Consider the following 23,610-nt stretch of genomic DNA (forward strand, 5'->3'; position numbering starts at 1 on the left):
TTTTGAAAAGAATCTTCACACTACTCGGACTGCTTTTATGCAACAGCCATCTGCTGTTCGCCCAGCAAACACCAGCTAAATTCGTCTCTAAAGGAATTGAATCCCTGCCTATGTTTAGGGAATTACTCGCTTTGGCGAACGACGCTCATTTTCCGACAGATATCGAAAAGAACATCCAGTGGTGTGAAGAAGCTTTTGCTAAGAGAGGATTTACAAGTCAACGCCTGCAAACCCCAACCGTTCCCCTGCTCTTAGCCGAACGCAAAAGCAAAAAGAAAAACGCTAAAACCGTCCTGATCTATTTGCAGGTCGATGGGCAACCAGTGGCACCTCCCTTCTGGAACCAGAAGAACCCTTACAAAGCAGAATTAATGGAGCAAGATGCGGAGGGGAATTGGGCTCCAATTTCCTGGGAACGCATAGGCCAAAATCCCGATCCGGACTGGCGAATTTTTGCCCGATCAGCTTCGGACGCCAAGGGACCAGTAGCCGCCTATTTGACAGCCCTGGATATGATTGCAGATGAAAAGAAAAAGATTCCTTTTCACATGAAAGTAATTCTGGACTTTGAAGAAGAATTGGGATCGCCACAGTTGCCGAAAGCAGTCGTTGAAAACCGGGAGGCTTTGGCTGCCGACATGCTGGTCATCTTTGATGGGCCCCGGCATTTGAAAAACGAACCCACCCTTACCTTTGGAGCACGAGGTATTTCGACCCTGACCCTGACCCTGTATGGGCCTATCCGGCCACAGCACAGCGGTCATTACGGGAACTATGTACCCAATCCTGCACTACGCCTTTCTCAATTACTCGCCAGCATGAAAGACGAAGAAGGCCGAGTAACCATTCCAGGCTATTACGACGGGATTTCTTTGGATTCCGATACCAAAGCCATCCTGCAGGCCGTGCCAGACGACGAAGAAAACATCCGTAAAAAAATGGGAATAGCGGCCACAGACCGAGTGGCGAATACCTACCAAGAATCTATACAGTACCCTTCCCTTAACATCAGAGGACTGTCTTCGGGTTGGGTAGGATCCGAAAAAAGGACCATTATCCCTTCTTCAGCCACCGCTGAGATTGACATGAGACTGGTTATTGAGAGTGAGCCTGAGCGACTTATTCAGCTGGTAAAAGACCACATAAAAAATGAAGGGTTCACCTTGCTTGATCGCCCTCCCACCGAAGAAGAAAGAGAACAAAAAAGCCGATTGATCCAAGTAGAATCAACGACTTCCTATTTGGCTTATCGCACCGAAATGGACTCTGAAATTGGGGTATGGCTGACTAGGGCCCTGACCAAATCATTCGGAAAATCCCCTATTCGACAGCGCACCTCAGGAGGAAGTATTCCGATTTCTCCCTTTGTCAACGAATTGGGAATTCCCGCCGTAACGGTACCTACAGTAAACCGAGACAACAACCAGCACAGTCCAAACGAGAACATTCGCTTGGGGAACTACTTTGATGGAATCCGCACGATTTATGGAATCTTAACCGAAAAAATTTAGGGCAATTGTTCTAGGAGTTCCTGAGCCTCTTTCTTTTTGAAAGTTCCGGGATGCTCCACCACACGCTTAAAAGCATCTTTCGCTGCTTCGGTCTCTTTATTTTTAAGAAGAACAAGTCCGTAATACCAATGAGTCTCAGCTTTAAATTCATTCTGAGGAAATTCCTCCATCAACTCCTTTAAAACCGATTCGGCTTTCTGATTTTGTTCTGTATTTAATAGAGTCATAGCCCAATAGAACTGAATTGAATCACTTGGATTTTGCTTGAGCAACTCTTCAAATAAGACACTAGCGCCTTGGTAATCTTCCCTATCGTATTTTGAAAAGGCTCTTTGAAGGATGGAATCCGGTGAGTCCTGGCCCCGAGTAGTAGGCACTAAGACATTGGGATAAGGGTCAAAATAATCCTGGTAAAGGTCTTCGCCTGGTGCCCATTGGTAAACCGCAAAAATACCGAATAGAATAGCTACTACAGCCGCAGCTTTCCACCACACAGGTTCGCTTTTTGAAGCTACCGAGCTAAGGGTTGTGAGTTGTTTCTTGAGCTCTTCCCCTTCCTGGACGATCAAAACCTCAGCAAGGCTCTTGTACTCCTGGTACTCCTGGGCAAAATCTTCTTCAGCTGCAATACGCGCAGCAAAAGCCTGCTCTTCTTCGTCTGAGAGAAGAGATAACATCCGCTTGTGAAATAGCTCGGTATTGTCGTCCTGCTTATTCATGGATCAGGCTTTTCAGTTTCTTTAAACACCTCGACCGAGAACTCTTGATCGTGTTAATGTCTTTGTAGTCGGTCATTTTTTTAATCTCTTTATCGGTCAACCCCCGGTAGTAATGCAAGCGCAGTAATTGCCTGCAGCTGTCACTTAATCGTTCGAAGGCTTTTTTTAGGGCCAATTGCTCTTCACTCAAATTCTCCTTCTCAATTTGATAAATTGCCTCCTTGGGTTCGATCTCTTCTCGCGAAACCAGTTGAGGTCCTCGAAAATGAGCAGCTGCTTTGTTCTTGCCTATTGCGAATAAATAGGTCTTTATACTGCTGCTTTCCAGTTCCAATTGCTTGAGCACAAAATTCTGAAACAAGGACACCACAGTATCCTGATAGAGGTCTTCGAGTTGATCCCTAACAATTACTCGATCCGAGAGGTAGGCCACAAAAGCATCCTTGTATTGGATATACACTTGTTCCAGGGCCTTTCGATCGCCATCTCTAAGCCTTTTTTGAAGTTGTGCTTCTTTCTTTTCCATTAGTCAGGTGAAATCTACAAAGGTTAACAGCCATTTCAAAAAATTGATTGCCTTGTTAACCTTTCTTCTTTTTCTGCAACCAAGAGGAAAATCAATTAGAATACTTATGAAATCATTAAAATTCCTAACACTTCTTATCTGTCTCTTGGGGGCCTTCCAACACACAGAGGCCCAGTTTTTGAAAAAACTGAAGAAAAAGGTCAAAAAAACAGCCGAAGAGACTATCGAGCGCAAAGCCGAAGACAAAACGGCGGAAACCACCGAAAAAACCATTGACGGACTCTTTAAAAAGAAGAAGAAAAAGAAGAAAAAATCAAAAAAAGGTGGACAGGATCAGCAAGAAGGTTCAGATACCAAGTCCTATGGTAGTGCCAATTTAACAGGCCCTAATCACGGACCAGTAGAAATCTTTCAGGTAGCTCAACCAAAAGTCGAAGTAAATGCCGGTGCAGGATCTACTCGAATTAGTGCCTGGTGGAACACCCACGGTACAGACACCTACGATATGTTTGACCTTCGGGTCAACCAGGTAATTGATGAGAAGACCACCTTTCCTTTAACCTTATCGGTTCCCGGAGACGCAGAACTCAAGATTTACTACGACGCTCTTTTAGGAGCTTATCTTTCACAAGACGATTGGCAGCGAAGTGAAGACCCTAATTTTGAATTGGTCCACGAAAACCCACCTATCAACGGAACAGTGACCCTTCAGGCCATTGACCAAAATAGTATAGCCTTTGAATTTTCTGGGGGAGGTTTTAGCGGAACCATTGCGGTCAGTGAGCCGATCTGGTCTGAGGTAAAAGATCAAAAACAAGCCTCACCAAAACCGAAAAAAGAAGAAGCCGAACAGGTTTTGACTTTAAAAGACGGAGAACCTGGGCTTTACGAGTTCAACTATGAAATTGCCACAGTAATTACCAGTACGGATGGAGAAGTATACCCGATCTCCTACCTAATCAACGATCAAACCAACTACTTTGGGATGATGGTTGATATGAGTCAATTTGAGGATGGTGAGGTACAAGGGTCATCGGTGATTGTCATGCAAAAAGACCAAACCCGTGTTTTTGTAGACACTCCTATGATGAAGATTCAATTGAATCAAAGCATGGGTGATCAAGGAAAGAACCCCGTTCCAGAAATGGACCAATACAACTTCTCGAAACCCATCAAAACAGGAAGCTCTCGCGTTATCGCCGGCTACACTTGTCAAGAATACCTAATCGAGCACGAACAAGGTACTCTTACATTTTGGGCGGCTCCAGAGTTGCACATACCCAACTGGATGTTTGGCAGTCAAAGTGTCGTTGAACAAACCGGAGTTCTTGGATTTGTCTTGGCCTTTTCTGCTACTGATCAAAATGGTACAACAAAAAGTGAAGTAAAATCCATCAATGAGAACTATTCTTTGAAGATCGATGCTTCGGAGTACAAAAAGATGTTTTAACAAGCAGAGTTATGAAATCTAAATACCCTTATACCCTATTGATTTTGATCCTCCTATTGACGACAATTTCTTGCACCGGAGACCGCAAGAGTCTGGTAAGGCAGGACCTGGAAGACACCTCTTTTGTCAATAAAAACTTCAAAGGAAACCTGGTGGACTTTGACGAGAAAATGAGTGCTTGTGATCAAATTACTGCCAACGAAATTTCATCGCTCTACGGTTTTTCCGCAGTAGATGTTGTTATACAAGACGCCTCAAAACTCAATTTAAAAAACAACAGCAAGCCGAGCTGTATGTTCTACATCAAATCCGGTGCGTCTGATTTTGAATGGCTGAGAGGTTCGATCAGCGTAGAGCGAGAAATTGCTAAAGACGAGTACATGGGCGATATAGCCGAAGCGGTTGGTTCTGGTGAAAATTGGAAAGAAGCCTGGTCGCTTAAAAAGTCGATGTACAAATCTTCCGAGTGGGTACCAGGATTAGGATTAGCCGCGATCTGGAACAAGAATAAAACAACCCTTGAGATCAAATTTGACGGCTATACCCTCGTGGTTAACCCTATTAAAAATGTATTGAACAAAGAAGAGGTCGCCCACAACCGCGACTATAAAAAAATGGCCTTGGGGCTTGCGCGAGCAGGTGGCTATATCAACTAACCCCTAAGTATTCTAAGAACCCTTCTAGGCCCGGTTTTTTCTGGGCCAAGGGATCTTCATTAGCGAAATAAACACGAACACAATGAAAGATATTTTACAATCGACTACTTACGCTCTTATGCTGTTGCTATTTTGCTGTTGCATGGGTGGTACACATGAACAAGAGGCTTCAACGGAAGAGGAGGAGGTGCCATTGTTTCAAGAAAATATGGCCAATAAAGTTGCGGAAATGAACACCAGTCTATGTGCTAACATTCCAGCTGAACTTATTATGAGTTACCATCCTTATGGCAAGCAAATCGAAACCGAGAAGATGAAGGGGTCTGGCCTGGACAGGGGATGCCTCATCAAAGTCCGCTATGGCAAAAAAGAGCACAATTTTGTACAAGGCCAAGTTCAGGCTTGGGCGGTCAAAACCAGCAACCCCTTCTTTCAGTACAAACCGGAGAGAAATCCCAGTGCGTATCAGAAGGTCGATGGTCTGGGAGAGAAAGCAGTTTATTTGGCCTACCAACGACAACTCCTGGTTCTCAAAGAAAGAGTCATGTACTCCATGGTTCCTCCAAGCACCGGAAAACTAAGTGATAATGGAAAAGAAATTAAAGATTTGGCCATAGCAATGGCTAAACACTACAAGTTGTAGCGGTCTTGATTTTGCCTATGAAACCATTTTCTCTATTTCTATTCGTCTTGCTTACAGGGCTGTTTGCTTGTAATAAAAAGCAGTCAAACATCCCTTCCAAGGTCAGTGAGGATTCGCCGGTCACTAGAGAAGTCCCGGTACCGATCGATTCTTCAGCAACCCTAAGCAATACCTACCGGGAAGAAAATTGGAAGCCCCAAGATGGACAATTCTATTTTTCAGAATCCTACCATTTTGAGCTAATAACCCCAGAAACCGAAGCTCCAAAGGAGTTCGGTTTTTACCTCGACCCCGAAAGTGGCAGCATCTTGTTAGAAAAGTACCTAACGGGATTTCAGGACGAGATGACCGATTGGTTAATCCTTCGTCCAAACGGCCTTGTTTTACAGGGTTTTACCGATGAGTTTGGGAAAAAGAAATTGCTCGTACACCATCTACATAAGCACCATTATTACACCCAAACAAGGCCTTATGCGCAAGCAGACTTCGAAGCCTTTTGGACCAAGAAGGAGGAGACCAAAGAGTTTGGCCCCAATAAATACTACCAGAAAAGTCACCGAGGAGTCCACTACCAACGGCAATACCCCAAGACTGAGGAAAAGGCAGACCTGTATTTGGCCAAGACCCGCTTGGCCACCCATGAATTGTATTATATCGATCGACTACTTCCCGAACTGGGAATGCCCTACCGCACGGACTATGGCGAAGTGCTCGATCAAGGTATTCTCGTGCTTAAAGAAGTCTACGCCCAGCCCAATGGTCAACCCCTCGGCTTTCAGCTAAAGGAGATCATGGCCAGTGAATACCATATTCAATTGCCTGAGTAAGCCCCAATAAGGTAAATGAGATGACCCCTACCCACTTTGATAAAGACCGAAGAAAATTTCTAGTACAAATGGTACTCGGCAGCATGGCCGCCAGCTTGCCCCTCAGCTTACTGGAATCCTGTAAAAAGGACCAACTGCCCTTGATTGAAGGAAGCGGAATGGTTCCCTTTAAAATCTGGGAGGAACTCCTCATCGCACTCGAAAGCAGCCCGGATTTTCACCCTGGAAGGATCCGGCGTTTGGTCAAGGCTAAAGATCCGGAAGCCCTATTTAATTATGTCCGTGACGAAATCGTATTGATTCCTTCTTCACCTGATTTAAGGTATGAAGGAAAAGCCATGAAACATGGAATTCCAGGGGTAATGCGAACCGGAAAGGCTACCCTACGTGAAAAAGCAGAACTCCTTACCCAACTCTTTCAGGAGATTGGAATGGAGGCAGAAGTAATCATGGAGTCTTGTGATTTAACCGAAGAGCAATTAATCGATTGCTACTTGCGGGATTACGAAACCGATTTTGCCCCCAATATCAGTGATGCCCAATTTGAACGCTGGTTTGATCAGTTGGAAGTCTCCGATGAAAAAGTCGACTTGCACGAAGAAATTGACCAAGAAGCGGCTAAACTCAGTAAGGACATTTTAAAAAATGTGGCCTGGGAAGACCAGGTAGAAAAACAGAAGATTCGCTGGGCTGAAAGTCAGGTAGCGACTGTCAAATTCAAGCAAGATGGGCAAGAAAAGTATGCTCACTTACTTGATCCTAAGGTCGATTTTGGCCAATTGCGCAATCCATCGGCAAAAACCTACAGTGGTGGACTTACTTCCATCAGCAAAGATAAGATCAAGCTTGAATTGATCGGAAGACATTCCCGTGACCCTCGTGAAAAAATTTCTCTTTTGAAAGGAGAATGGGAATTGCTCGATTTACTGGGGAAACAAGTGAACATTGCTTTTCTGAAAGACTTAACGATTAGCGAAATATCGACAAAAAGTATCAACCAAATTTCTTTTTTCACTCCCTCCTTCTCTTTACAAGGGGTAGATGCGGAAAGGTCTTTCTTGGAAGAAAATTCATTTCTGGGCGAGCCGATTACGATCGAAGGGGATCAAATAGCAATCAATCCTGAAAAAGGCCCCACCTTGGAGGAGATTCTCAAGAACGCACCTTCGGCTACAGTAAGTGATGTGGCCTCGCTTGAATGCAAAGCCAAAGCCTTCAGCTTTCCAAGAGTCCGTCTCGAAGTTTTTGCCAAGGATAAAACGGGGAAGCCGGTTGAAGGTTTACAAACGACGGATTTTCTGGTAAAAGAGGATGGTCAAACGGTCCAGGCAATCCTCAGAAACAACCAGTTAAAACCAAAAATCCTCATTCTTTCAGATTCTTCCTTAAGCATGCCCCATACGTACCGAGGTACTTATATGAAGGCCTTCAACACCCGTTTGGAAGAGGGGGTTCGCCAAAAATATCCTGCCGCCGAGGTAAAGTTCTGGTCAACAACGAGTGCATTGTATTCTTCCTTATTGAAGGCATCTCAAGAAAATGTAGATCTTATTCTCTATTGTACGGATGGGCATAACTCGGACAAACTCAATGAGGAAGACGCGGTTATCTATGCGACCGGAGCACCGGCTCTGATTCTCGATGTAGAAGAGAACCAATCCGAAAGCTTTGGACATATGGCCCGCTTAACGGGCGGAGAAGTCCTTCCGGCCAAAGATCAGGAGGTCGTTCTGCAGCGCCTCATTGCTTATGTAGAACAAATGGAAATTCCACCCTACATCTTGGAATTCAACAGCAGCTCTCGATCGGAGCACATGGCGAAGGTCGAATTGCAAAAATCCTCCTTAACAGCGGAGGCACCTTATGAATTTGGCGCTGCGCACCCTGCAGAAGGTGGGCTGATATCCCTGCACCTGAAGGTCAGCATGGGCTACAGATACTCCTGGACCAAGGTGTTGGCCGGAGCCGACGAGATTCAAATCGAGAAATTGGTTTACAACAAACGCGGCCTGAAAAAGAGTTTCCGAGAAATGAGAAATGAAGTACGGGGCTTTTTACTCGGCGGAGCTCAATTGTATATAGAATCGGAAGGCCCCACGATGGCGACAGCGCTCACGGATGTCTTGAAGGCCCAACTGAGCAATCGGAAATGGGGAGAAGCCTTTATGTCTGGTCAATTGAAGGAGGCCAAGGAAGAGTTTGAGAAAGGAAGCGCTAAGCTTTCGGGCTCCATGCTTTCCTTACTTACCCAGCCCAAAGATACAAACCCCAGCAAGGGACTAACCTTTGTCGCTGGATATCGTTTTGCCCTGGTAAAAACCCTTTGGCCCGTAGAAGATCAGGCAGGGAGTAACAGCTATGATTACTTTCTTTCTTCGAATTACAGAACCTTGGGCAAAGACCCCAAAGAAGAGTTCAAAAAAACGGCAGCCATCACTGCCCAGCTCGCCTTACGAGAACACATTCTCTTCAAAAACTCCACCTATTCTTCACTTGAAAAGTCTTCTTTAATATCCAATATTGGTTTGAATGAAATCGAGGACAAAGAGAAAGCCCAGAGTTTACAAAAAAGGATTTCCACCTCTGGAATGCGGAAGCGTCTCTTCCCGAATAAGCAATACACGGTATTCGATCAAAACCTAAGCTCCTTAGCTTACTGGCAGATAAACCCCAAAAGCGGGGAACTCTACGGGATGCTTTTCGACGGAACCGGAGGGGGTAAAAACCCCATCCCGATGGATCCTCAATTCGAAGAGGGTATGTCGATCATGATGAATATTGTGGGTATTCTGGAACGTATTGTAACCATCGCATCAGCGGGTAGGGCAACCATGTTTGCTAATCCTGCCGCGGGAGTTTCCCTGGCCATTGTAGCCAAATACGGTGTTACCCTGGCTAAAATCTACGGTATTGTCACCCAAACCATTGTGGTCATGGATACCGCTGGTATGGACGATCGGATTAAAAGAGAATTGCAGATTCTAGCCTGTGAAGTTTATAAGGAGATTGTTTTCGCCATGTTTGGGAATGCCGGAGCCGTATTTGCCGGATTGGAATCCCTCATCGGGATGATGTCCAATTCAAAAAGTCCTTTTAGTTGTGGTTAAGTCGAAATAAGGACCGAACGGGATGACCTACTGCCTTTCTGAGTTCTGGGTTTATGTATAATAAAACCACAAACAACAGTAGAGGAAAAAAAGCGACTATCCACCAGTAGTTGGTACCCTTGAGGTCAATGGGAGCTGTATCCCCCAACAAAACAACCCCAGCCCAATAATAGGGGTGTTTTAATCGGGAATTATCCGTACTTTTTAGGTATTCCAGCTTTGCTTTTCGCAAAGCTTCACCCTTGCTAAGTCCATCTTTGAGACCCCGGTAAAAATTCACCATGATCTCCGAAGTATTTTTGTCGGGAATCTCCCAAAGACTCGCGACTAAACTAGGTACTCCGGCATAGGTAAAGGCACGAGAAGCATTGACCAGACCTTCTCCTCTGACCAGTTCGCCAGAACCCGTATTACAGGCACTAAGTACTGCCAAATCAGCATTTAAACGCAAATTGTAAAGCTCAGACACATAAAGTTCACTGGTGCCATCCTGGTCAGGTGCAAAAATTAAGCTAGAGAATTCCCCATCGATATTATTAATCGTAGAATGCATCGCCAAATGCAAAACTTGGTAATCCATGGCTTTTGTTTTGAACTTGCCAATATTTGCTTGATCTCCGATAAACACCTCAGAGGGGAATAGATCTGCAATGGTTTCGGCTTCATAGCTGGCCCCCACAAGTGCCCCATAACTCCCGCGATTAAGGATATTAACAGATTCATCATAATATTTTGGTGCAAAGACCCCGATGAGTCTTTTATCAGAAGGACTTGCCCTTCTCTGTTCCTTCCACAAAAGAAGGGAAGGGGTATAACTCATTTCAAGATGCTCCACCAGATAGTCTCCATTTGAGTCAACCAAGGCTTCAAAAGGCAAGAAATAAAGGGGACCATCCGGGATAACGACCAATTGATTAAGACTTTCTTTCTCCAAAAGGTCCTGAAGTAAGATTCCGAAGACCTCCGCGGCTTTTTGGTTATACCCACCCAGACCTGGGTTTCGGAGCCTCTCCAAAAGGGGGGCTAGCTGATCCTCCACTTGCTCTTTAGTCGTAAGTTGCCGCAACTGAATACCAGAACGAGTCAGCAAAAAAGCATATAAATTCTGATCGCCTAGGACGTATTGGATAATTCCTTGACCCTCTTGCAAAGAGCTAATCACCTCTTTTAAATTAAAAGATTGGGATCTTTGGGCAAAGTAGGCCGGATACTTCTGGGCATACCATTTTTCAAGCTCTTCCAGGTCAGACTCTACTGTGGACATCTGGGCTTTGAATAAGGCAATCTTTTCTTCGTCCTTAATCTGATTTAAATAGAGCTGTTTTTTGATGAAATAGAGCTCCGAGCGCAGCCCATCTTCTCGTTTGAGAAGAGAATCAGGAATATTGAGGTTCTTTCTTTGTTGGCTCCCCAAAAAACGCTTCCAGACGGTTTTGGATTGGTTTTTTATAACTCTTTCTATTCCTGATTCCAGTTGGTCCTGACCGGCCCCCAGATTGGCGCGCAAGAGCTGTTCATGTAAACGGGTTACCGTCTGGTATTTTTGGTCGTTAAAAGGAAGATGACTAAAGCTTCCTCAAAAATATCGGCCGCCAAAAGTGATATATTCTTTCCTTTTTCATTAGACTTTTCTACCTCCTTAAGCTTAGGCATGGTCTGATAACGGTCGCTGGCTTCAATCAAAAAATCCAAAACAGATTGACTCCTATAAGGTTTGATATCGTCAAATTCGATCTTGTCTAAGGCTACGCGCTGACTTGTATCCCGAAGCATGAGGTGAATCGCTGCCTTGTAAGAGTCATCGACAGCAGAATATTCCTCCCTCCTATGCTGTATCCCAGCCAGCTTGTCGTAAAAGTGAATAAGACTATAGCTGTCTTTCCTTGTCCGCGCATAATCCATCCAAGAATTGGTGAGTTCCAAAGCTTTTCCCGTCTCTGATTTATTCAAGTGATAATCGATCAGCAGTAACTTATCTCCTAAGATAAATTGAGTCACATCTCCTTCTTTGGTAACCGTTAGAATTTTTTGGGTATACCTCACTGCTTCTTCTGGATCCTTGTTTTTCAACAAATCCGCCATCCTGCGGAGGTTGGCCATGTGATAATTCCGGACAAAGTCAAAAAAATAAGGCAAGTCCCTAGGATTATTGGCCGGGTCTTCTTTGTCAAAATTTTCAATAAAATCAAGGGATTTTTGAGTAAAGTCAATCGCTGAAGCCGTATCCTTCTTCATCAAAGCCAAACGAGCCTGATTGTACCACAAACCCATCTGGGTTCGACCCTTAAATGTTTCATTAAACCAGTACTTTTCTATACTCTCTTTGTTTTCATTTACCAGTTGCTTGGCTTTTAAGATGTACTGTTCGGCCCTTTTGTAATCTCCATGTTGGCTGTACCAGACCGACATCGCTCCGAGTGCAATATTTAGGTAACTGCGGTCCTTTTCTTCCGGCATCCCTTCCCAGCGACGGACCACATTCTTATAACAGTCCAGTTCTAACCAGTAGTAGCCCAAGTGATCAAAGGTATTGGCCAATTGGTGCTCCTGAATAGCCGCTAATTTGTTGAACTCACCCTGATAAGCGATATTATTGGCAATCGCCTCCCTTTTGACTTCGATTCCTTTTCGACTCTCTCCTTTATTAGCGAGCGCATTCCCTTTTTCGAACAAAGAAATAGAAATGGATTTGTGATGAGGACCAAGGGCTTCCTTCAAACTCTTGACCGCCAGATCAGAATAGAGCAAAACGGAATCTTGCTCGTGCTCATAGGCCCAATACTGTTGTGCGTTCAAATAGAGCTGTCCCATTAGGCGCGCTTTATCGGCACCAGCTTGATTGGCCCACTTCCGCCCTTGTTTGGCCAGTTCTATCCCCTTTTTATAGTCCCGATTTTCAGCCGCAATCATTCCCTGAGCTCCTAAAATTTTGGCTTCAAGGACTGGATTCACCTCTGTACTCTTCTCTTTTTCAACCAAGAAAAATTCCAAGGCTTCCTTTAGTCCCTTGTGTCCTGAGTATAAATAGGAATCGAAGTAAATGGAATCAGCGTCCTCCAGGCGCTCGACGAGAATTTTGGGGTCTTCTTGGGCCCTACTAAAAGCAGATGCAAGCACCAAAAGAAAGAGGGTACAGGTCGTCCGAATGGGCATTCTGTGTGATTTTGGTCAGTGTCTTCCAAATTAAGGATTAATCCGAAAAAAAGGGGCGCTGAGCTCCCCCTTTTTCGTATTATAAGACTACAAACACTCTTGACTCCAGTTATACGGAACCACTTATCATAGGGTTCATCTTTCCTCTCAGCGCTTAATTTTGAACTGTAATTTTTATCCTGTCCTCGGTCCTATTCAAAAAATCATCTTCCGCGCTAATAATCAGTTCAAAATCCCCGGGCTGAGTTGGGGTTCCTGACAACTTCATCCTTTCACGATCAAATTCCAACCAGTCCAGTTGATGGGGACGAATACGTAAGGCCAATTCTTTGTCATCTATGTCTTTAAAATAATCTGCCGGAATTTGTATTTCAAATTGCTCATCGACTTGCAATGTCTTGGGAGAAAGCGGGTTGTAAATAAAGGGCTTAAATACTTTGGAAGTATTTACCCAATAAATGTCCGATTCAGATAAGTTGAATTCATCTATTTCTAAGCGAGTAAAAAACAGAAAATTATGGTCGGAACTAACAAATGGTCTTCTTTCCCAATCGCCGGTATTAATCGATGCATCCAATGATCTTGGCTTTGTCCAATTTCCATTGGAATCTCTGTAACTAATAAAAAGATCTGGAGGGTTGTCATTGGCTACATACCTGCTCAAGACCATATAACGCTCATCAGGCGAAATAAAAACACTCTCTTCATCTCGCTCCGTTGATACAGAATCAATACGTTCAGCAGTTAAATACTTGCCGTTATCTAGTCTTGAAAAATAGATATCAGCCAAGCCATTTCCATCTCGGTTAGATGAAAAATAAATAGTGCCATCCGAGGTAAAAGAAGCTGACGATTCCCTGGCCAATGAACTAATCGGGGCCTCTATTTTTGTTGAAATACCCCATTGATCATTTTCCTTATCCATGACCCAGATATCGGTAAGGTAAAAATCTGTTTTGGAGCTACTTTGTGCAAATAATAGGGAGTTTCCGTCCGGCGAAAAATAGGGAAGAAACGCGCTCTTGTCTATTAAAGGTTCAAAAACAAGAGGGTCAACCCAATTGTTATCAGCCCATTCAGAATGAAAGAGTGTACCACTAAAATCGTCCTCATTCAGCACTCCAAATATCAATTGCTGGTTGTCCGGGCTGAATGAAATTCCGTGCTCCAACCTACCTTCTTTAGAAATAATATCGGGGGCAAAGACTACAGGAATGGAATCGGGAAAATGCTGTCCAAAAACATCAGTCACTTGAGCTGATTGCTTACAGCTCATCAGTGCAAGAAATAGAACGAAGGAGAGATAATTTTTAATCATGAAGTGCAATTTACGGTAGTATTCGGCTTGCACCGGCAAGATTGAACTCGGTTCTTCTTTTGGACCTCATGTTGAAAATGCAGGCCATTGGCTACGCCAAGCACCACTATAAACGAAAAAAGAAACCTTTGGCTCCCTTTTTTCGTTTTTCTCGTGCAATGTACGCTACTATTCGGCCTGCGCTTATTTTGTAGCCCCGGCAAGAATCGAACTTGCATCAAAAGTTTAGGAAACTTCTATTCTATCCATTGAACTACAGGGCTGAATGAAGTTTCTAAAAATACGCTTATTGCTTAACCTTATGGGTACTTACACCTGCTAAGGTATAAAGGGGACAAAAAGCGAAGAGGCTGCTCAGAATATACACCCCAGCCAAACCCAATAAAATGTATAACAATGTACCTCAAATGATACCTGTGTAGTCTAAAACAGTGATAGCAATCACAATTAACAGCCGAATGGCACGGTCCAAATTGCCCATGTTCCTTTTCATGTCGGATGATTTAGAAGTTCAAAATGCTGTAAGACCAGAACGGCAGATGCAACAAGGGCCAAGCAGCCTATGCAGACCAAAAAAATTTTAAACATCTTAAAAAGGCATTCTGAATTCACGAATGCAAATTAAATGGAATTTAGGCTAAAAACGTAGCCTAAAATACACAAACCCAAAAAAAGAAAGCTGAACTTTATCTTTGCTATAAGTGCTATGGAAATTCAACAACTTGCAGAACTGTTTTGGGGAAGTGTCGAAAACCAGGCTTCCTATACCTGGAAGTCAATTCTCGGCCAGGTACCCTGGTACCAGAATTACTTCTATGGTCTTATCCTGATTTCATTACTGGTTTGGGCCGCAGAAATTCTATTTCCCTGGAGAAAGGAACAGAAAGTGCTTCGAAAAGATTTCTTTTTGGATGGATTCTACATGTTTTTCAATTTCTTTCTGTTCTCCATTGCCATCAGTGGCTTTTACAAGCTCCTCGGATACTTCTTTTCAGAAATGGGAATCCGTTCGACTTCCCTGGCACTCCTGCCCTTGAAAGAATGGCCCCCTGTCGTGCAACTCCTCGTCTTCTTTGTACTCCTCGATTTTGTGCAATGGCTTACCCATGTACTTCTACACCGAATTGAATTTTTATGGCGTTTTCATCAGGTCCATCACAGCGTAAAAGAAATGGGATTTGCCGCTCATTTGCGCTACCACTGGATGGAAAATGTCCTATACAAGCCCTTAAAAACTCTTGGAGTAATGCTATTAGGAGGATTTGAGCCCGAGCAGGCCTATATCGTTCACTTTGCAGCCATAACCATTGGCCACCTCAACCACGCCAACATCAAATTGGATTGGGGGCCCTTACGCTATGTATTAAACAACCCGGTAATGCATTTGTACCACCATGCGTACGAACTGCCCAAAGGTCGTTTTGGAGTCAATTTTGGCATCAGCCTAAGTTTATGGGACTATCTTTTTGGCACCCACCACATTCCAGAAACCAGCGGAAAAGTAGCCTTGGGCTTTCCTGGAGACCACCAAATGCCTACAGGTTTCTGGGGGCAACTTCGCCATGGATTTAGAAGAAAAAAAACCTAACGGTACCAGTCGCTGTAACCGCCTTTATAATCCAAAACCTGTGTAAATCCTAAAGACAGAAGTATTCCCGCTGCCTTATTCGATCTAAAACCGGATTGACAATAAAGAATGACCGGCTTGTCTTTGTCCAGATGCTCCAACTGTTCCGAAAATTCTTCTGAGCGAATATCCAAATTCAGGGCTCCTGGAATCGCGCCCCGATTAAACTCTTCCGGCGTGCGCACATCCAAAAGTTTAGCACTCCCCTCTTCCACCTGTCGAAGTAAGGAGGAGACTTTTTCCTTGTTGACAATCTGAGCTTCTGCACCTGCCGATTGACAGCATACCAAACTCACTTGCATAAACAGCAATAGCACAATAAAGCGCTTCAATAAAGAGTGCATAAAAATTAGTTTAAGACTTGAAATTAGGGATTCTTTCTGAGCTCTGTAAAGCTTCGCTATTTTTGCCAAAACGAAAAAGGTGATTCAAATCGATAAAACCCTGGTTTCGGAAGATCTCATTGACCAGGCCTTTGTTTGTGATCTCAGTCGATGCAAAGGCGCCTGTTGTGTGCAAGGAGCCTATGGAGCCCCTCTGGAAGAGGAAGAAACCAAAAAACTAGAGGAGATTGCGGAAGCTGTACGCCCCTTTCTGAACGAAAAGGGTTTGAAGGCTTTGGATGAGCAAGGGCCTTATGTCAAGGGCGTTGATGGAGACTGGGAAACACCCCTAGTCAATGGAGAGGAATGTGCCTACACCATATTCGACGAAAAAGGAACCGCTCTATGCGGAATCGAAAAAGCCCATCAAGCAGGTGCCATTGATTGGCTTAAACCTGTTTCTTGTCATTTATACCCGGTCCGGGTAACCCAATACTCCAGTTTTGCGGCCGTCAATTATCATCGCTGGGATATCTGCGATCCGGCTTGTCAACTCGGTGACGAGCTCCAAATGCCGATCTATAAATTTGTCAAAAAAGCATTGATTCGTCGGTTTGGAGAACAGTGGTACGCAGAGTTGGAAGAAGCCGCTGAGGCTTTTAAGCTAAAGGGATCCTAAGAACAACTTCGGTTCCGGAAGACTCCCCTGATTCCGTTTTCAAATCAATAAATTCCAATTCGAAGTCCTTTTCGTAATTCCGGGCAAAATGATGCAGGCGTTCCCGCGTATTTGTCAATCCAACGGAATTGCGCTTATGGGTACGTTTAACCTTCTTTTGCTCCGCTCTCTCCCGGCCTATCCCATTATCGGTGATGCTGATACGCATCCGCACATCTGATTCTTTCTCTACATGAATCCAAATCTTCTTTTCGCCATCCTTATCGGAAAGCCCATGCCAGATTGCATTTTCTAAAAAGGGCTGCATCAATAGCGAAGGGACTTTGATCAATTCCGTATTCAGGTTGGGATCAACCTGTATATTGACATCAATATCATTCGAAAAACGCATGTTTTCAATCTTGAGATAGAGATCTATGGTTTCTAATTCTTCCGCTAAACTCGTCTCTCTTCGACTGGATCCATCGAGGATCTTACGCATCAATTTGGCAAATTTATTGAGGTAACGTACCGCCTTCTCCTTCTCGTTAACAATGATGAATTGTTTAATGGAATTCAAGGAATTAAAAATGAAATGAGGATTCATCTGGCTCCTCAACATACTCTGTTCCAGACTTAAAACCCGCTTTTCGTTGTTTGAAAGGTACTGCCTATAGATATTGAGAAGGACCATGGCCAAAAGACCCATGATTAAAATCCCTCCAATAACCAAGGTTCTGTTTCTTTTGGCTTGTAAATCATCTACCTGGAGTTTCATCATGGTATAGGAATAGTCCTGTACCGTTTCACCCAGAACACCCATACTGGAATCCGCCAGTACCACTTGAAGACTATCGTATTTGGCTGTATAGCTTTCGGTTAAATCAACTGTCCCTTGGTATTTCTCGATATCAATAAGAATTCCATAAACCTCCAAACGAGATTTTAGGCTGAGCTGTTCAAACCGCAGCATGTCGTAGGCCTTGTAAGAGGCGTCTTGGTAACGCTTCTGCTTCGCATAAATTCGCAGTTCCAACAAATCCATCTTTTCCTTGAACTGATCAAGGTTTTCAATCTCCCTTTGAATGGCCTTGAGTTTCAGAAGTGCTTCCGCGCTGCGGTTCAATTCCAAAAGGCTATAGCCTTCCGCCAAAGTGGCCTCCGCCCAGAGGTATTTCTCTTCTTCTTTTTTTCGATCAAATACCGTTGTCAACTCACTAAAAACTTCCTGTCGTACACTCGAACTCAAACGGCTGTTTATTTGAGAACAGTGGAGCTTTATCCTGTTCCAGGTCAGCGGATCGGAGACCGAATCGAAGGCCTTCATGGCACCCATAAAGTAAGTCTCAGCCATCTGATTAAGGCCCAGGTTCTTGAATTGAAGCCCAATGGCTGTTCTAGCATAAATTAAGCCCGGTTCGTAGTTCTTCTTGGAGGCTTCTTGCAATAGAATATCCATTCGAGGCAAGTCGGATTGGTAAGGATACATAATCTCGTCAATCTCGCTTTGCTTTTTAGGCCTTTCAACACATAAATTGTATACGAGTTTTGCGTACTCTTCCTCACTAATTTCCTGATTGCGCTGCGAATAAAGCACACCGACAAAGCCAAGAAAAAGTAAAAGGATAAAGTTCTGACGCATACAAGGCTTAGATTAAATCGAGGAAGTCAGATTTCTTCTGGCGAGATACGGGAATCTTCTTCCCGCTCTGTAAGATAACATATCCATCTGATTTGAGGTATTCCTTGATCTGGCCCAAATTGACCACATAGGAGTTATGTACTCTGAAGAAACTTCGTTCTGGAAGCATCTGATTGACTTCCTTGAGCTTTTTTGACAGGACTATTTTTTGATTCTCTGCCAAGAACAAGGTCGTATAGTTCCCGTCTGATTCGGCATAATGAATTTGATCAGCCTCTAAAAATAAGAGACGGCCATCGGTTTGAATGGTGACCTTTTGACCCAAAGCACTGCGGTTAACTTCCAAAAGTAACTCCTCCAGCTGTTCCGAAATCTTATTCTTTTTATGAAAACGAGTGAGCTTATCAAGGGTGTCCTTTAGATCATCACCGTCTATAGGCTTGAGCAGATAATCTATAGCCTCATTCTTCAAAGCCTGGAGAGCATACTGGTTGTAAGCAGTGGTGATGACAACCGGAAAAGAACGCTCTCCCAATTCCCGAATAAAGGTAAAGCCATCCATACGGGGCATTTCAATATCCAAAAAGAGGCAATCGGGCTGTTGAGTTCTCATGAATTCCAGTGCACGATCGGCCTCCGTAAAAGTCTGCATCACCTGTATTTGATCGGGAAATTGTTCCAATTCCCAAGTCAAACTCTCAAGAGCATTGGGTTCATCGTCTACTAAAATTGCGCGCAGGGCCATCTACATTCAAGTTTAAAATAAATGTAGTCGATTTAGATCAATACGAAAACTTCCTTGTGTTGAGGGAAGATTAATTGGTATAATCCGTCCGAAAGCCTCTGTTTTTGGACAGTTTGAAGGAAATCAGCACCTCTGAACTCCAATTGTAAAGATTTTCTGTCCAGATATACATAGATTCCGAATTCCACAGGCCTGACCAATAAATTCGTACAACGAAATAATGAATTCACCTGCCGGTTTACTTATAAACCCATCGCAAAAATTAGAAAGCGGGCGTCTGCGAAGGAACAGTTGTCATTAGGATTTTAGGTTTCGGGGGGAACTATCTGAATGAATAAGAAGCTGGACCGGAAAGACGCCCGTTTTCTTTTTCCCCCTCCCCTTACTTTTTGAAGTGGGTCTTTAGCATGCTGTACGAAAGCAAAGCGAAGTAAATCCCGAGAAAGATGATGTATTTTTCCATGGCCAGTCGATTAAGGGCGCTGGTCTATCTTCTTGTGCGGTAAAGCTGAAGCAAGAGCCGGCTTAGGATTACCAGTAGCATATGTAGAAAAGTAATTTGGGTTAAAAGTCTAACGTAAAAGACTCGCGATATCTTGTCTTTCAGCTTGTTAATCTTTTTTTAAACCAAAAAAACTCCCCCATCCCGATGGATAGAGGAGTTCAAATCTTTAGAATGTCTTGTCTACAACGACCAGGCCTTCCCGCCCGTTAGCTCATCGACATCTCCACAGGCGATGTACCCACCAGGAATAGGATCGTAAGCCAGTACTTCTTTGGCAATGGTCGGATGGTTCTTAAAGCCCCAAGTAGCCAAATCCCGGATAGAAGTCGCAAACAGGTAGCGAGATACTTCTGCATCCATGCTCGGATCAGGCCCAGGCTCTTGCCCTAATACCTTGGCCATCTTTTGTTGGTACTTGGCTTTTGAATAAGCCTTATACATGTCTTTATGTGCCTTTTCTGTGGCTTCATCGAGCTTGGCTAGGTGTTTCCCCATAAAGGATTCCAGAGCCTCGTCTTTAACGTCTGCAAAGCTTTCTACTCCAGTCTCAGCAAAGAGGGCCTCTTTAAAATGCCCCATAATCATGCGAGTAAATGCTTGATCTTCTTCCTCTGATACTTCGGTCCAAAAGGTGTCGATGAATTGGTGGATTCCCAATTCTGTTGCACTTGGTGTGTCCGTTTTCGGCAAGATCATATCGACCATACGCGCCACTCCTCGGCCTTCATCATCACTTAAAAAAGTGGGCGCCCAACCCTCGAAAGGGTCTTTGCCTTGACAACTCTGTAGGATACTGAATGCGGCTGGTGCTGCCATCGCATAGCCCAACCCAGCACCCATATGCTTTAATACGGTTCTTCTTTTCATTACAAGTTTCCTTTTTTGAGTTCAGCGGCAGCGTGATTGGCTGCTCTGGCAGTAAACGCCATATACGTTAACGACGGGTTGACACAACTCGCAGAAGTCATAAAGGCACCATCGGTAACATAGACGTTTTTAACCGCGTGTAATTGGTTGTGTGCATTGACCACGGAAGTCTTTGGGTCTCTTCCCATACGGGCCGTTCCCATTTCGTGAATTCCCAATCCGATCGCGTAGGTGCGGTCATAAGGTTCAATATCACGAGCTCCAGATTTCTCCAGCATAGCAACCGCTTGGTCCTGCATATCTTTACGCATTTCCAACTCGTTTTCCTTGATTTCGGCATCAAAAGTTACCGTAGGTAAGCCCCACTGGTCCTTCTTGTCGTAATCCAGCATCATCTTGTTTTCGTGGTAAGGTAAAATCTCCCCAAAAGCGAGCATATTCATGTTCCAACCCCCAGGCTTCAAAATACCGTCTTTGTAGTTTGAACCGTAAGCTGCTTCCGCAACAAGGTCTTCGTAGTCTCCACGACCAGCTCCCCCTTGATACCCATATCCACGCTTGAAGTTCGGCATATCGCTGCTTCCTCCAAGGTTTCTAAATCGAGGAATATAGATCCCGTTCGGCTTGCGCCCTTTGTAGTATTTATCGTCAAAGCCATCCATTTTACCACGGGCCCCCACCAAGAAGTGGTGATCCATGATATTGTGTCCGAGCTCTCCTGAATCGTTCCCCATTCCGTTCGGGAAGCGGTCCGACTTGGATTGCATCAAAATCGAGGTAGAGGCTACTGCAGAAGCGCAGAGAAAGACCACCTTGGCTTTGAATTCGTATTCTTCTTTGGTTTCGCGGTCAATTACTTTTACACCGGTCGCCTTCTGCGTATCGGCATCATACATGATTTCATGTACAATTGAATCCACACGCAGAGTCATATTCCCGGTATCGACAGCGGCCGGAAGGGTCGAAGACAAACTGCTGAAGTATCCTCCAAAAGGACATCCTCGAATACAGCGGTTACGGTATTGGCAACGTCCGCGCCCGTCTCCTTTAAATTGTTTATCACTGGTAATGTGCGCGACACGTCCGGCGGTAATCACACGACCCCCCATTTTTTCGGCCACTTGTTCCCGCACGTGTTGCTCCACACAATTGAGCTCCATCATGGGTTCGAACTTGCCGTCAGGAAGTTGGGGTAGACCAAGCATTTCGCCCGCAACGCCAATGTAGGACTCCACCTTGTCGTACCAAGGCGCAATATCCTTGTAGCGAACAGGCCAATCAATTGCCCAATTCTCTTTCGCGTTTGCTGCAAAGTCAATTTCGCTCCAGCGGTAGCTGTGGCGACCCCACATGATGGAACGTCCACCTACGTGGTATCCTCGCATCCAATCAAAGCGCTTTACTTCGTTGTACGGATGGTCCAGGTCATTGACGAACCAGAAGTTGTGAGGGGCTTTTGTGGTATAGCCCGTTCGGGATTGCTTTTGTTGCTTGGCCATATCCTCAGCAGACAACTCTCCGTTGTTAGGAAAATCCCAGCTGTCTTTGTAGGCCGTTGGATAGTCTTTGCGGTGTTCTTTCATGGGCCCTCTTTCCAGAACCAAGGTCTTTAAACCGTTCTCGCAGAGTTCTTTGGCAGCCCATCCTCCGCTAATCCCAGTACCCACTACGATCGCGTCGTAGCTCTCCTGTTCATCGTTATAAAAAAATTTGCTCATGCAATGCGCTTTGATTAATTCCTAAAAGTATTAAAAGTAGAATAAATTTTCTACATTTATTCGCGTCAGAAGTTGACGATATTGTAGAATAACGTCACTTCCATTCCTTAGAATATACTGCTTCGAAATTTATAGCTATGCTGCGACGTCACTTCCTGGGCAAGAGTGCTCAAGCTTCTGTTGGTTTAGGTCTACTCGGTCTTACCGCTTGTAAAAACGATTCCAAAAAAACGCCAGAAGAGACCGATGGCAACGCGAACAACCAAGCCCAAGGGGAGGAAGAACTCTTCCAATGGTCCTTGGCCCAATGGTCCATCAACCGCATGATTCGCGAAGAAGGGCTCGACCCCTATTCCTTTGCCGAAAAAGCCGCTGGTTGGGGCTTTACTGGCCTCGAATACGTGAGCGGTCTGTACTATCCGGAACTAGAAAAGAGCAATTTCTCAACCGAAGCCATGGAGGCCTTTGTCTCTAGATCGCTTGAGGAAAGTAAAAAATACGGCCTTCAAAACCTGCTCATCATGATCGATGGGCAAGGAGATTTGGCCGCCAATTCTGAAGAGGAACGCAACAGTGCGGTCGAAAACCACTACAAATGGGTGGATGCAGCCGCGGCCTTAGGATGCCACTCCATCCGCGTCAACCTCAACGGTGTACAAGAAGAAGCGACTTGGAAAGAAGCCTCTATCGCAGGACTCAAAGCCCTGTGTAGCTACGCCGCACCAAAAAACATCAACGTCCTGGTGGAAAATCACGGAGGACTTTCTTCTAAAGCCAGTTTGCTTGCCGAAGTCATGAAAGAAGTTGCAATGGACAATTGCGGAACGCTGCCTGATTTCGGAAACTTCTGTGTCCGACGCCGCGATGGGGACTACTACGAATCTCCCTGCGTCGAAGAGTACGATATTTACCAGGGAATCGATGAACTCATGCCTTATGCCAAGGCGGTAAGCGCCAAGTCTTATGATTTTGACGAAGAAGGCAAAGAGACGAAAATCGATTTTTACCGGGTAATGGACATTGTTAAAAGCGCTGGATACAAGGGATTTGTGGGAGTGGAATACGAAGGAAACCGTTTAAGTGAGGAAGACGGAATCATTGCCACCAAAAAATTGTTAATTAGCGCTGCAAAAAACCTAAAGGCCTAAGCGGTACTCTATGAAGCAGTTTTTTCAAGAGCTTTTGGACTACAATTACTATTGTAACAAAGCCATTATGGAACAGTTAATCGCCCTGGATAGCATGCCAGAGCAAAGCCATAAACTGTTCAGTCATATCCTCAATGCTCATCACATCTGGAACCACCGAATTTTAGAAACTCCTTCTGAATTCGAGGTTTGGCAGTTGCACGATGCCAAAGAGTGGGAAGAGATGCACTACGACAACCAAAGAACAACCTTCGAAATCATCTCGGGCCGAGACGAATTCGATCAGCGGGTGGATTATACGAGCACAGAAGGCCGCACCTTCAGCAACAGTATGAGTGATATCTTATTTCACATCACCAATCACTCAACCCACCACCGCGGACAAATCATGACCGAACTCCGGGCCCTTGGGCATACCCCCCAACCCCTGGATTACATATTCTACAAACGATAAACAAACCGGACCT

General features: G+C 44.6%; 21 protein-coding genes and 1 tRNA gene. 10 read left to right on the forward strand and 12 right to left on the reverse strand.

Annotated features, from left to right (window positions below):
- Positions 1-2 precede the first annotated feature (2 nt).
- Entirely contained in the window at positions 3-1,511 is a 1,509-nt protein-coding gene (locus BST99_RS10265) for a M20/M25/M40 family metallo-hydrolase (RefSeq protein ID WP_245916236.1), read from the forward strand.
- Here the strand turns inward: BST99_RS10265 and BST99_RS10270 are convergent.
- On the reverse strand, positions 1,508-2,230 hold the full coding sequence (locus BST99_RS10270; protein WP_105001724.1) for a tetratricopeptide repeat protein: 723 nt from the start codon (positions 2,228-2,230) through the stop codon (positions 1,508-1,510). The two genes, BST99_RS10265 and BST99_RS10270, sit on opposite strands and share 4 nt — an antisense overlap.
- The gene (locus BST99_RS10275; protein WP_105001725.1) at positions 2,223-2,756 is read right to left on the reverse strand and encodes an RNA polymerase sigma factor; all 534 of its coding nucleotides are present in this window, start codon (positions 2,754-2,756) and stop codon (positions 2,223-2,225) included. Before BST99_RS10275 ends, BST99_RS10270 begins: the two co-directional genes overlap by 8 nt.
- Before the next feature lie 178 nt (positions 2,757-2,934).
- On the opposite strand from BST99_RS10275, the gene BST99_RS10280 reads away from it, so the two are divergent.
- The 5 genes from BST99_RS10280 (at position 2,935) to BST99_RS10300 (ending at position 9,439) form a co-directional block, all read left to right on the forward strand.
- Positions 2,935-4,206, forward strand: coding sequence for a hypothetical protein (locus tag BST99_RS10280; protein ID WP_219843833.1), 1,272 nt, complete (start codon positions 2,935-2,937; stop codon positions 4,204-4,206).
- 11 nt (positions 4,207-4,217) lie between these two features.
- Positions 4,218-4,862: a hypothetical protein gene (locus BST99_RS10285; RefSeq protein WP_105001727.1), complete on the forward strand. Its 645-nt coding sequence runs from the start codon at positions 4,218-4,220 to the stop codon at positions 4,860-4,862.
- A 142-nt stretch (positions 4,863-5,004) separates the two neighbouring features.
- On the forward strand, positions 5,005-5,505 hold the full coding sequence (locus BST99_RS10290) for a hypothetical protein (RefSeq protein WP_105001728.1): 501 nt from the start codon (positions 5,005-5,007) through the stop codon (positions 5,503-5,505).
- A 17-nt stretch (positions 5,506-5,522) separates the two neighbouring features.
- Positions 5,523-6,332, forward strand: coding sequence for a hypothetical protein (locus tag BST99_RS10295; RefSeq protein WP_146106273.1), 810 nt, complete (start codon positions 5,523-5,525; stop codon positions 6,330-6,332).
- A gap of 20 nt (positions 6,333-6,352) precedes the next feature.
- Entirely contained in the window at positions 6,353-9,439 is a 3,087-nt protein-coding gene (locus BST99_RS10300) for a vWA domain-containing protein (protein WP_105001730.1), read from the forward strand.
- Here the strand turns inward: BST99_RS10300 and BST99_RS10305 are convergent.
- From BST99_RS10305 to BST99_RS15125, 5 genes are all read right to left on the reverse strand, one after another.
- Positions 9,426-10,946: a CHAT domain-containing protein gene (locus tag BST99_RS10305; protein WP_105001731.1), complete on the reverse strand. Its 1,521-nt coding sequence runs from the start codon at positions 10,944-10,946 to the stop codon at positions 9,426-9,428. The two genes, BST99_RS10300 and BST99_RS10305, sit on opposite strands and share 14 nt — an antisense overlap.
- Before the next feature lie 20 nt (positions 10,947-10,966).
- Positions 10,967-12,592 (reverse strand): tetratricopeptide repeat protein, encoded by a 1,626-nt coding sequence (locus tag BST99_RS10310; protein WP_105001732.1) that lies wholly within the window; start codon positions 12,590-12,592, stop codon positions 10,967-10,969.
- 154 nt (positions 12,593-12,746) lie between these two features.
- On the reverse strand, positions 12,747-13,910 hold the full coding sequence (locus tag BST99_RS10315) for a TolB family protein (protein ID WP_146106274.1): 1,164 nt from the start codon (positions 13,908-13,910) through the stop codon (positions 12,747-12,749).
- Between the two features lie 191 nt (positions 13,911-14,101).
- Positions 14,102-14,173 (reverse strand) — tRNA-Arg (locus tag BST99_RS10320).
- Positions 14,174-14,196: 23 nt separating this feature from the next.
- Complete coding sequence (locus BST99_RS15125; protein WP_394335615.1) at positions 14,197-14,307, reverse strand: YgaP-like transmembrane domain; 111 nt, start codon at positions 14,305-14,307, stop codon at positions 14,197-14,199.
- Positions 14,308-14,622: 315 nt separating this feature from the next.
- Between BST99_RS15125 and BST99_RS10330 the strand changes: the two genes are divergently transcribed.
- Positions 14,623-15,498: a sterol desaturase family protein gene (locus BST99_RS10330; protein WP_394335625.1), complete on the forward strand. Its 876-nt coding sequence runs from the start codon at positions 14,623-14,625 to the stop codon at positions 15,496-15,498.
- Here the strand turns inward: BST99_RS10330 and BST99_RS10335 are convergent.
- Positions 15,495-15,881 carry a rhodanese-like domain-containing protein gene (locus BST99_RS10335; protein WP_105001735.1) on the reverse strand — a complete coding sequence of 129 codons (387 nt, stop codon included), beginning with the start codon at positions 15,879-15,881 and terminating at the stop codon, positions 15,495-15,497. The two genes, BST99_RS10330 and BST99_RS10335, sit on opposite strands and share 4 nt — an antisense overlap.
- A gap of 79 nt (positions 15,882-15,960) precedes the next feature.
- Here BST99_RS10335 and BST99_RS10340 point away from each other — a divergent pair, with 79 nt between their 5' ends.
- A complete protein-coding gene (locus BST99_RS10340; protein WP_105001736.1) occupies positions 15,961-16,539 on the forward strand; it encodes a DUF3109 family protein in 579 nt (192 codons plus the stop codon).
- On the opposite strand, the gene BST99_RS10345 is transcribed toward BST99_RS10340, so the two are convergent.
- From BST99_RS10345 to BST99_RS10360, 4 genes are all read right to left on the reverse strand, one after another.
- Complete coding sequence (locus BST99_RS10345; protein WP_105001737.1) at positions 16,520-18,160, reverse strand: sensor histidine kinase; 1,641 nt, start codon at positions 18,158-18,160, stop codon at positions 16,520-16,522. The genes BST99_RS10340 and BST99_RS10345 overlap by 20 nt on opposite strands.
- 7 nt (positions 18,161-18,167) lie before the next feature.
- Positions 18,168-18,905 (reverse strand): LytR/AlgR family response regulator transcription factor, encoded by a 738-nt coding sequence (locus tag BST99_RS10350; RefSeq protein ID WP_105001738.1) that lies wholly within the window; start codon positions 18,903-18,905, stop codon positions 18,168-18,170.
- A 685-nt stretch (positions 18,906-19,590) separates the two neighbouring features.
- Entirely contained in the window at positions 19,591-20,277 is a 687-nt protein-coding gene (locus BST99_RS10355; protein WP_105001739.1) for a gluconate 2-dehydrogenase subunit 3 family protein, read from the reverse strand.
- Positions 20,277-21,995 (reverse strand): GMC oxidoreductase, encoded by a 1,719-nt coding sequence (locus BST99_RS10360; protein WP_105001740.1) that lies wholly within the window; start codon positions 21,993-21,995, stop codon positions 20,277-20,279. The genes BST99_RS10355 and BST99_RS10360 overlap by 1 nt, the downstream gene beginning before the upstream one ends.
- 137 nt (positions 21,996-22,132) lie before the next feature.
- On the opposite strand from BST99_RS10360, the gene BST99_RS10365 reads away from it, so the two are divergent.
- Positions 22,133-23,143, forward strand: coding sequence for a sugar phosphate isomerase/epimerase family protein (locus tag BST99_RS10365; protein ID WP_105001741.1), 1,011 nt, complete (start codon positions 22,133-22,135; stop codon positions 23,141-23,143).
- 10 nt (positions 23,144-23,153) lie between these two features.
- A complete protein-coding gene (locus BST99_RS10370; RefSeq protein WP_105001742.1) occupies positions 23,154-23,597 on the forward strand; it encodes a DinB family protein in 444 nt (147 codons plus the stop codon).
- Positions 23,598-23,610: the final 13 nt, after the last annotated feature.

This window comes from Aureicoccus marinus (assembly GCF_002954325.1).
Lineage (GTDB): Bacteria > Bacteroidota > Bacteroidia > Flavobacteriales > Flavobacteriaceae > Aureicoccus > Aureicoccus marinus.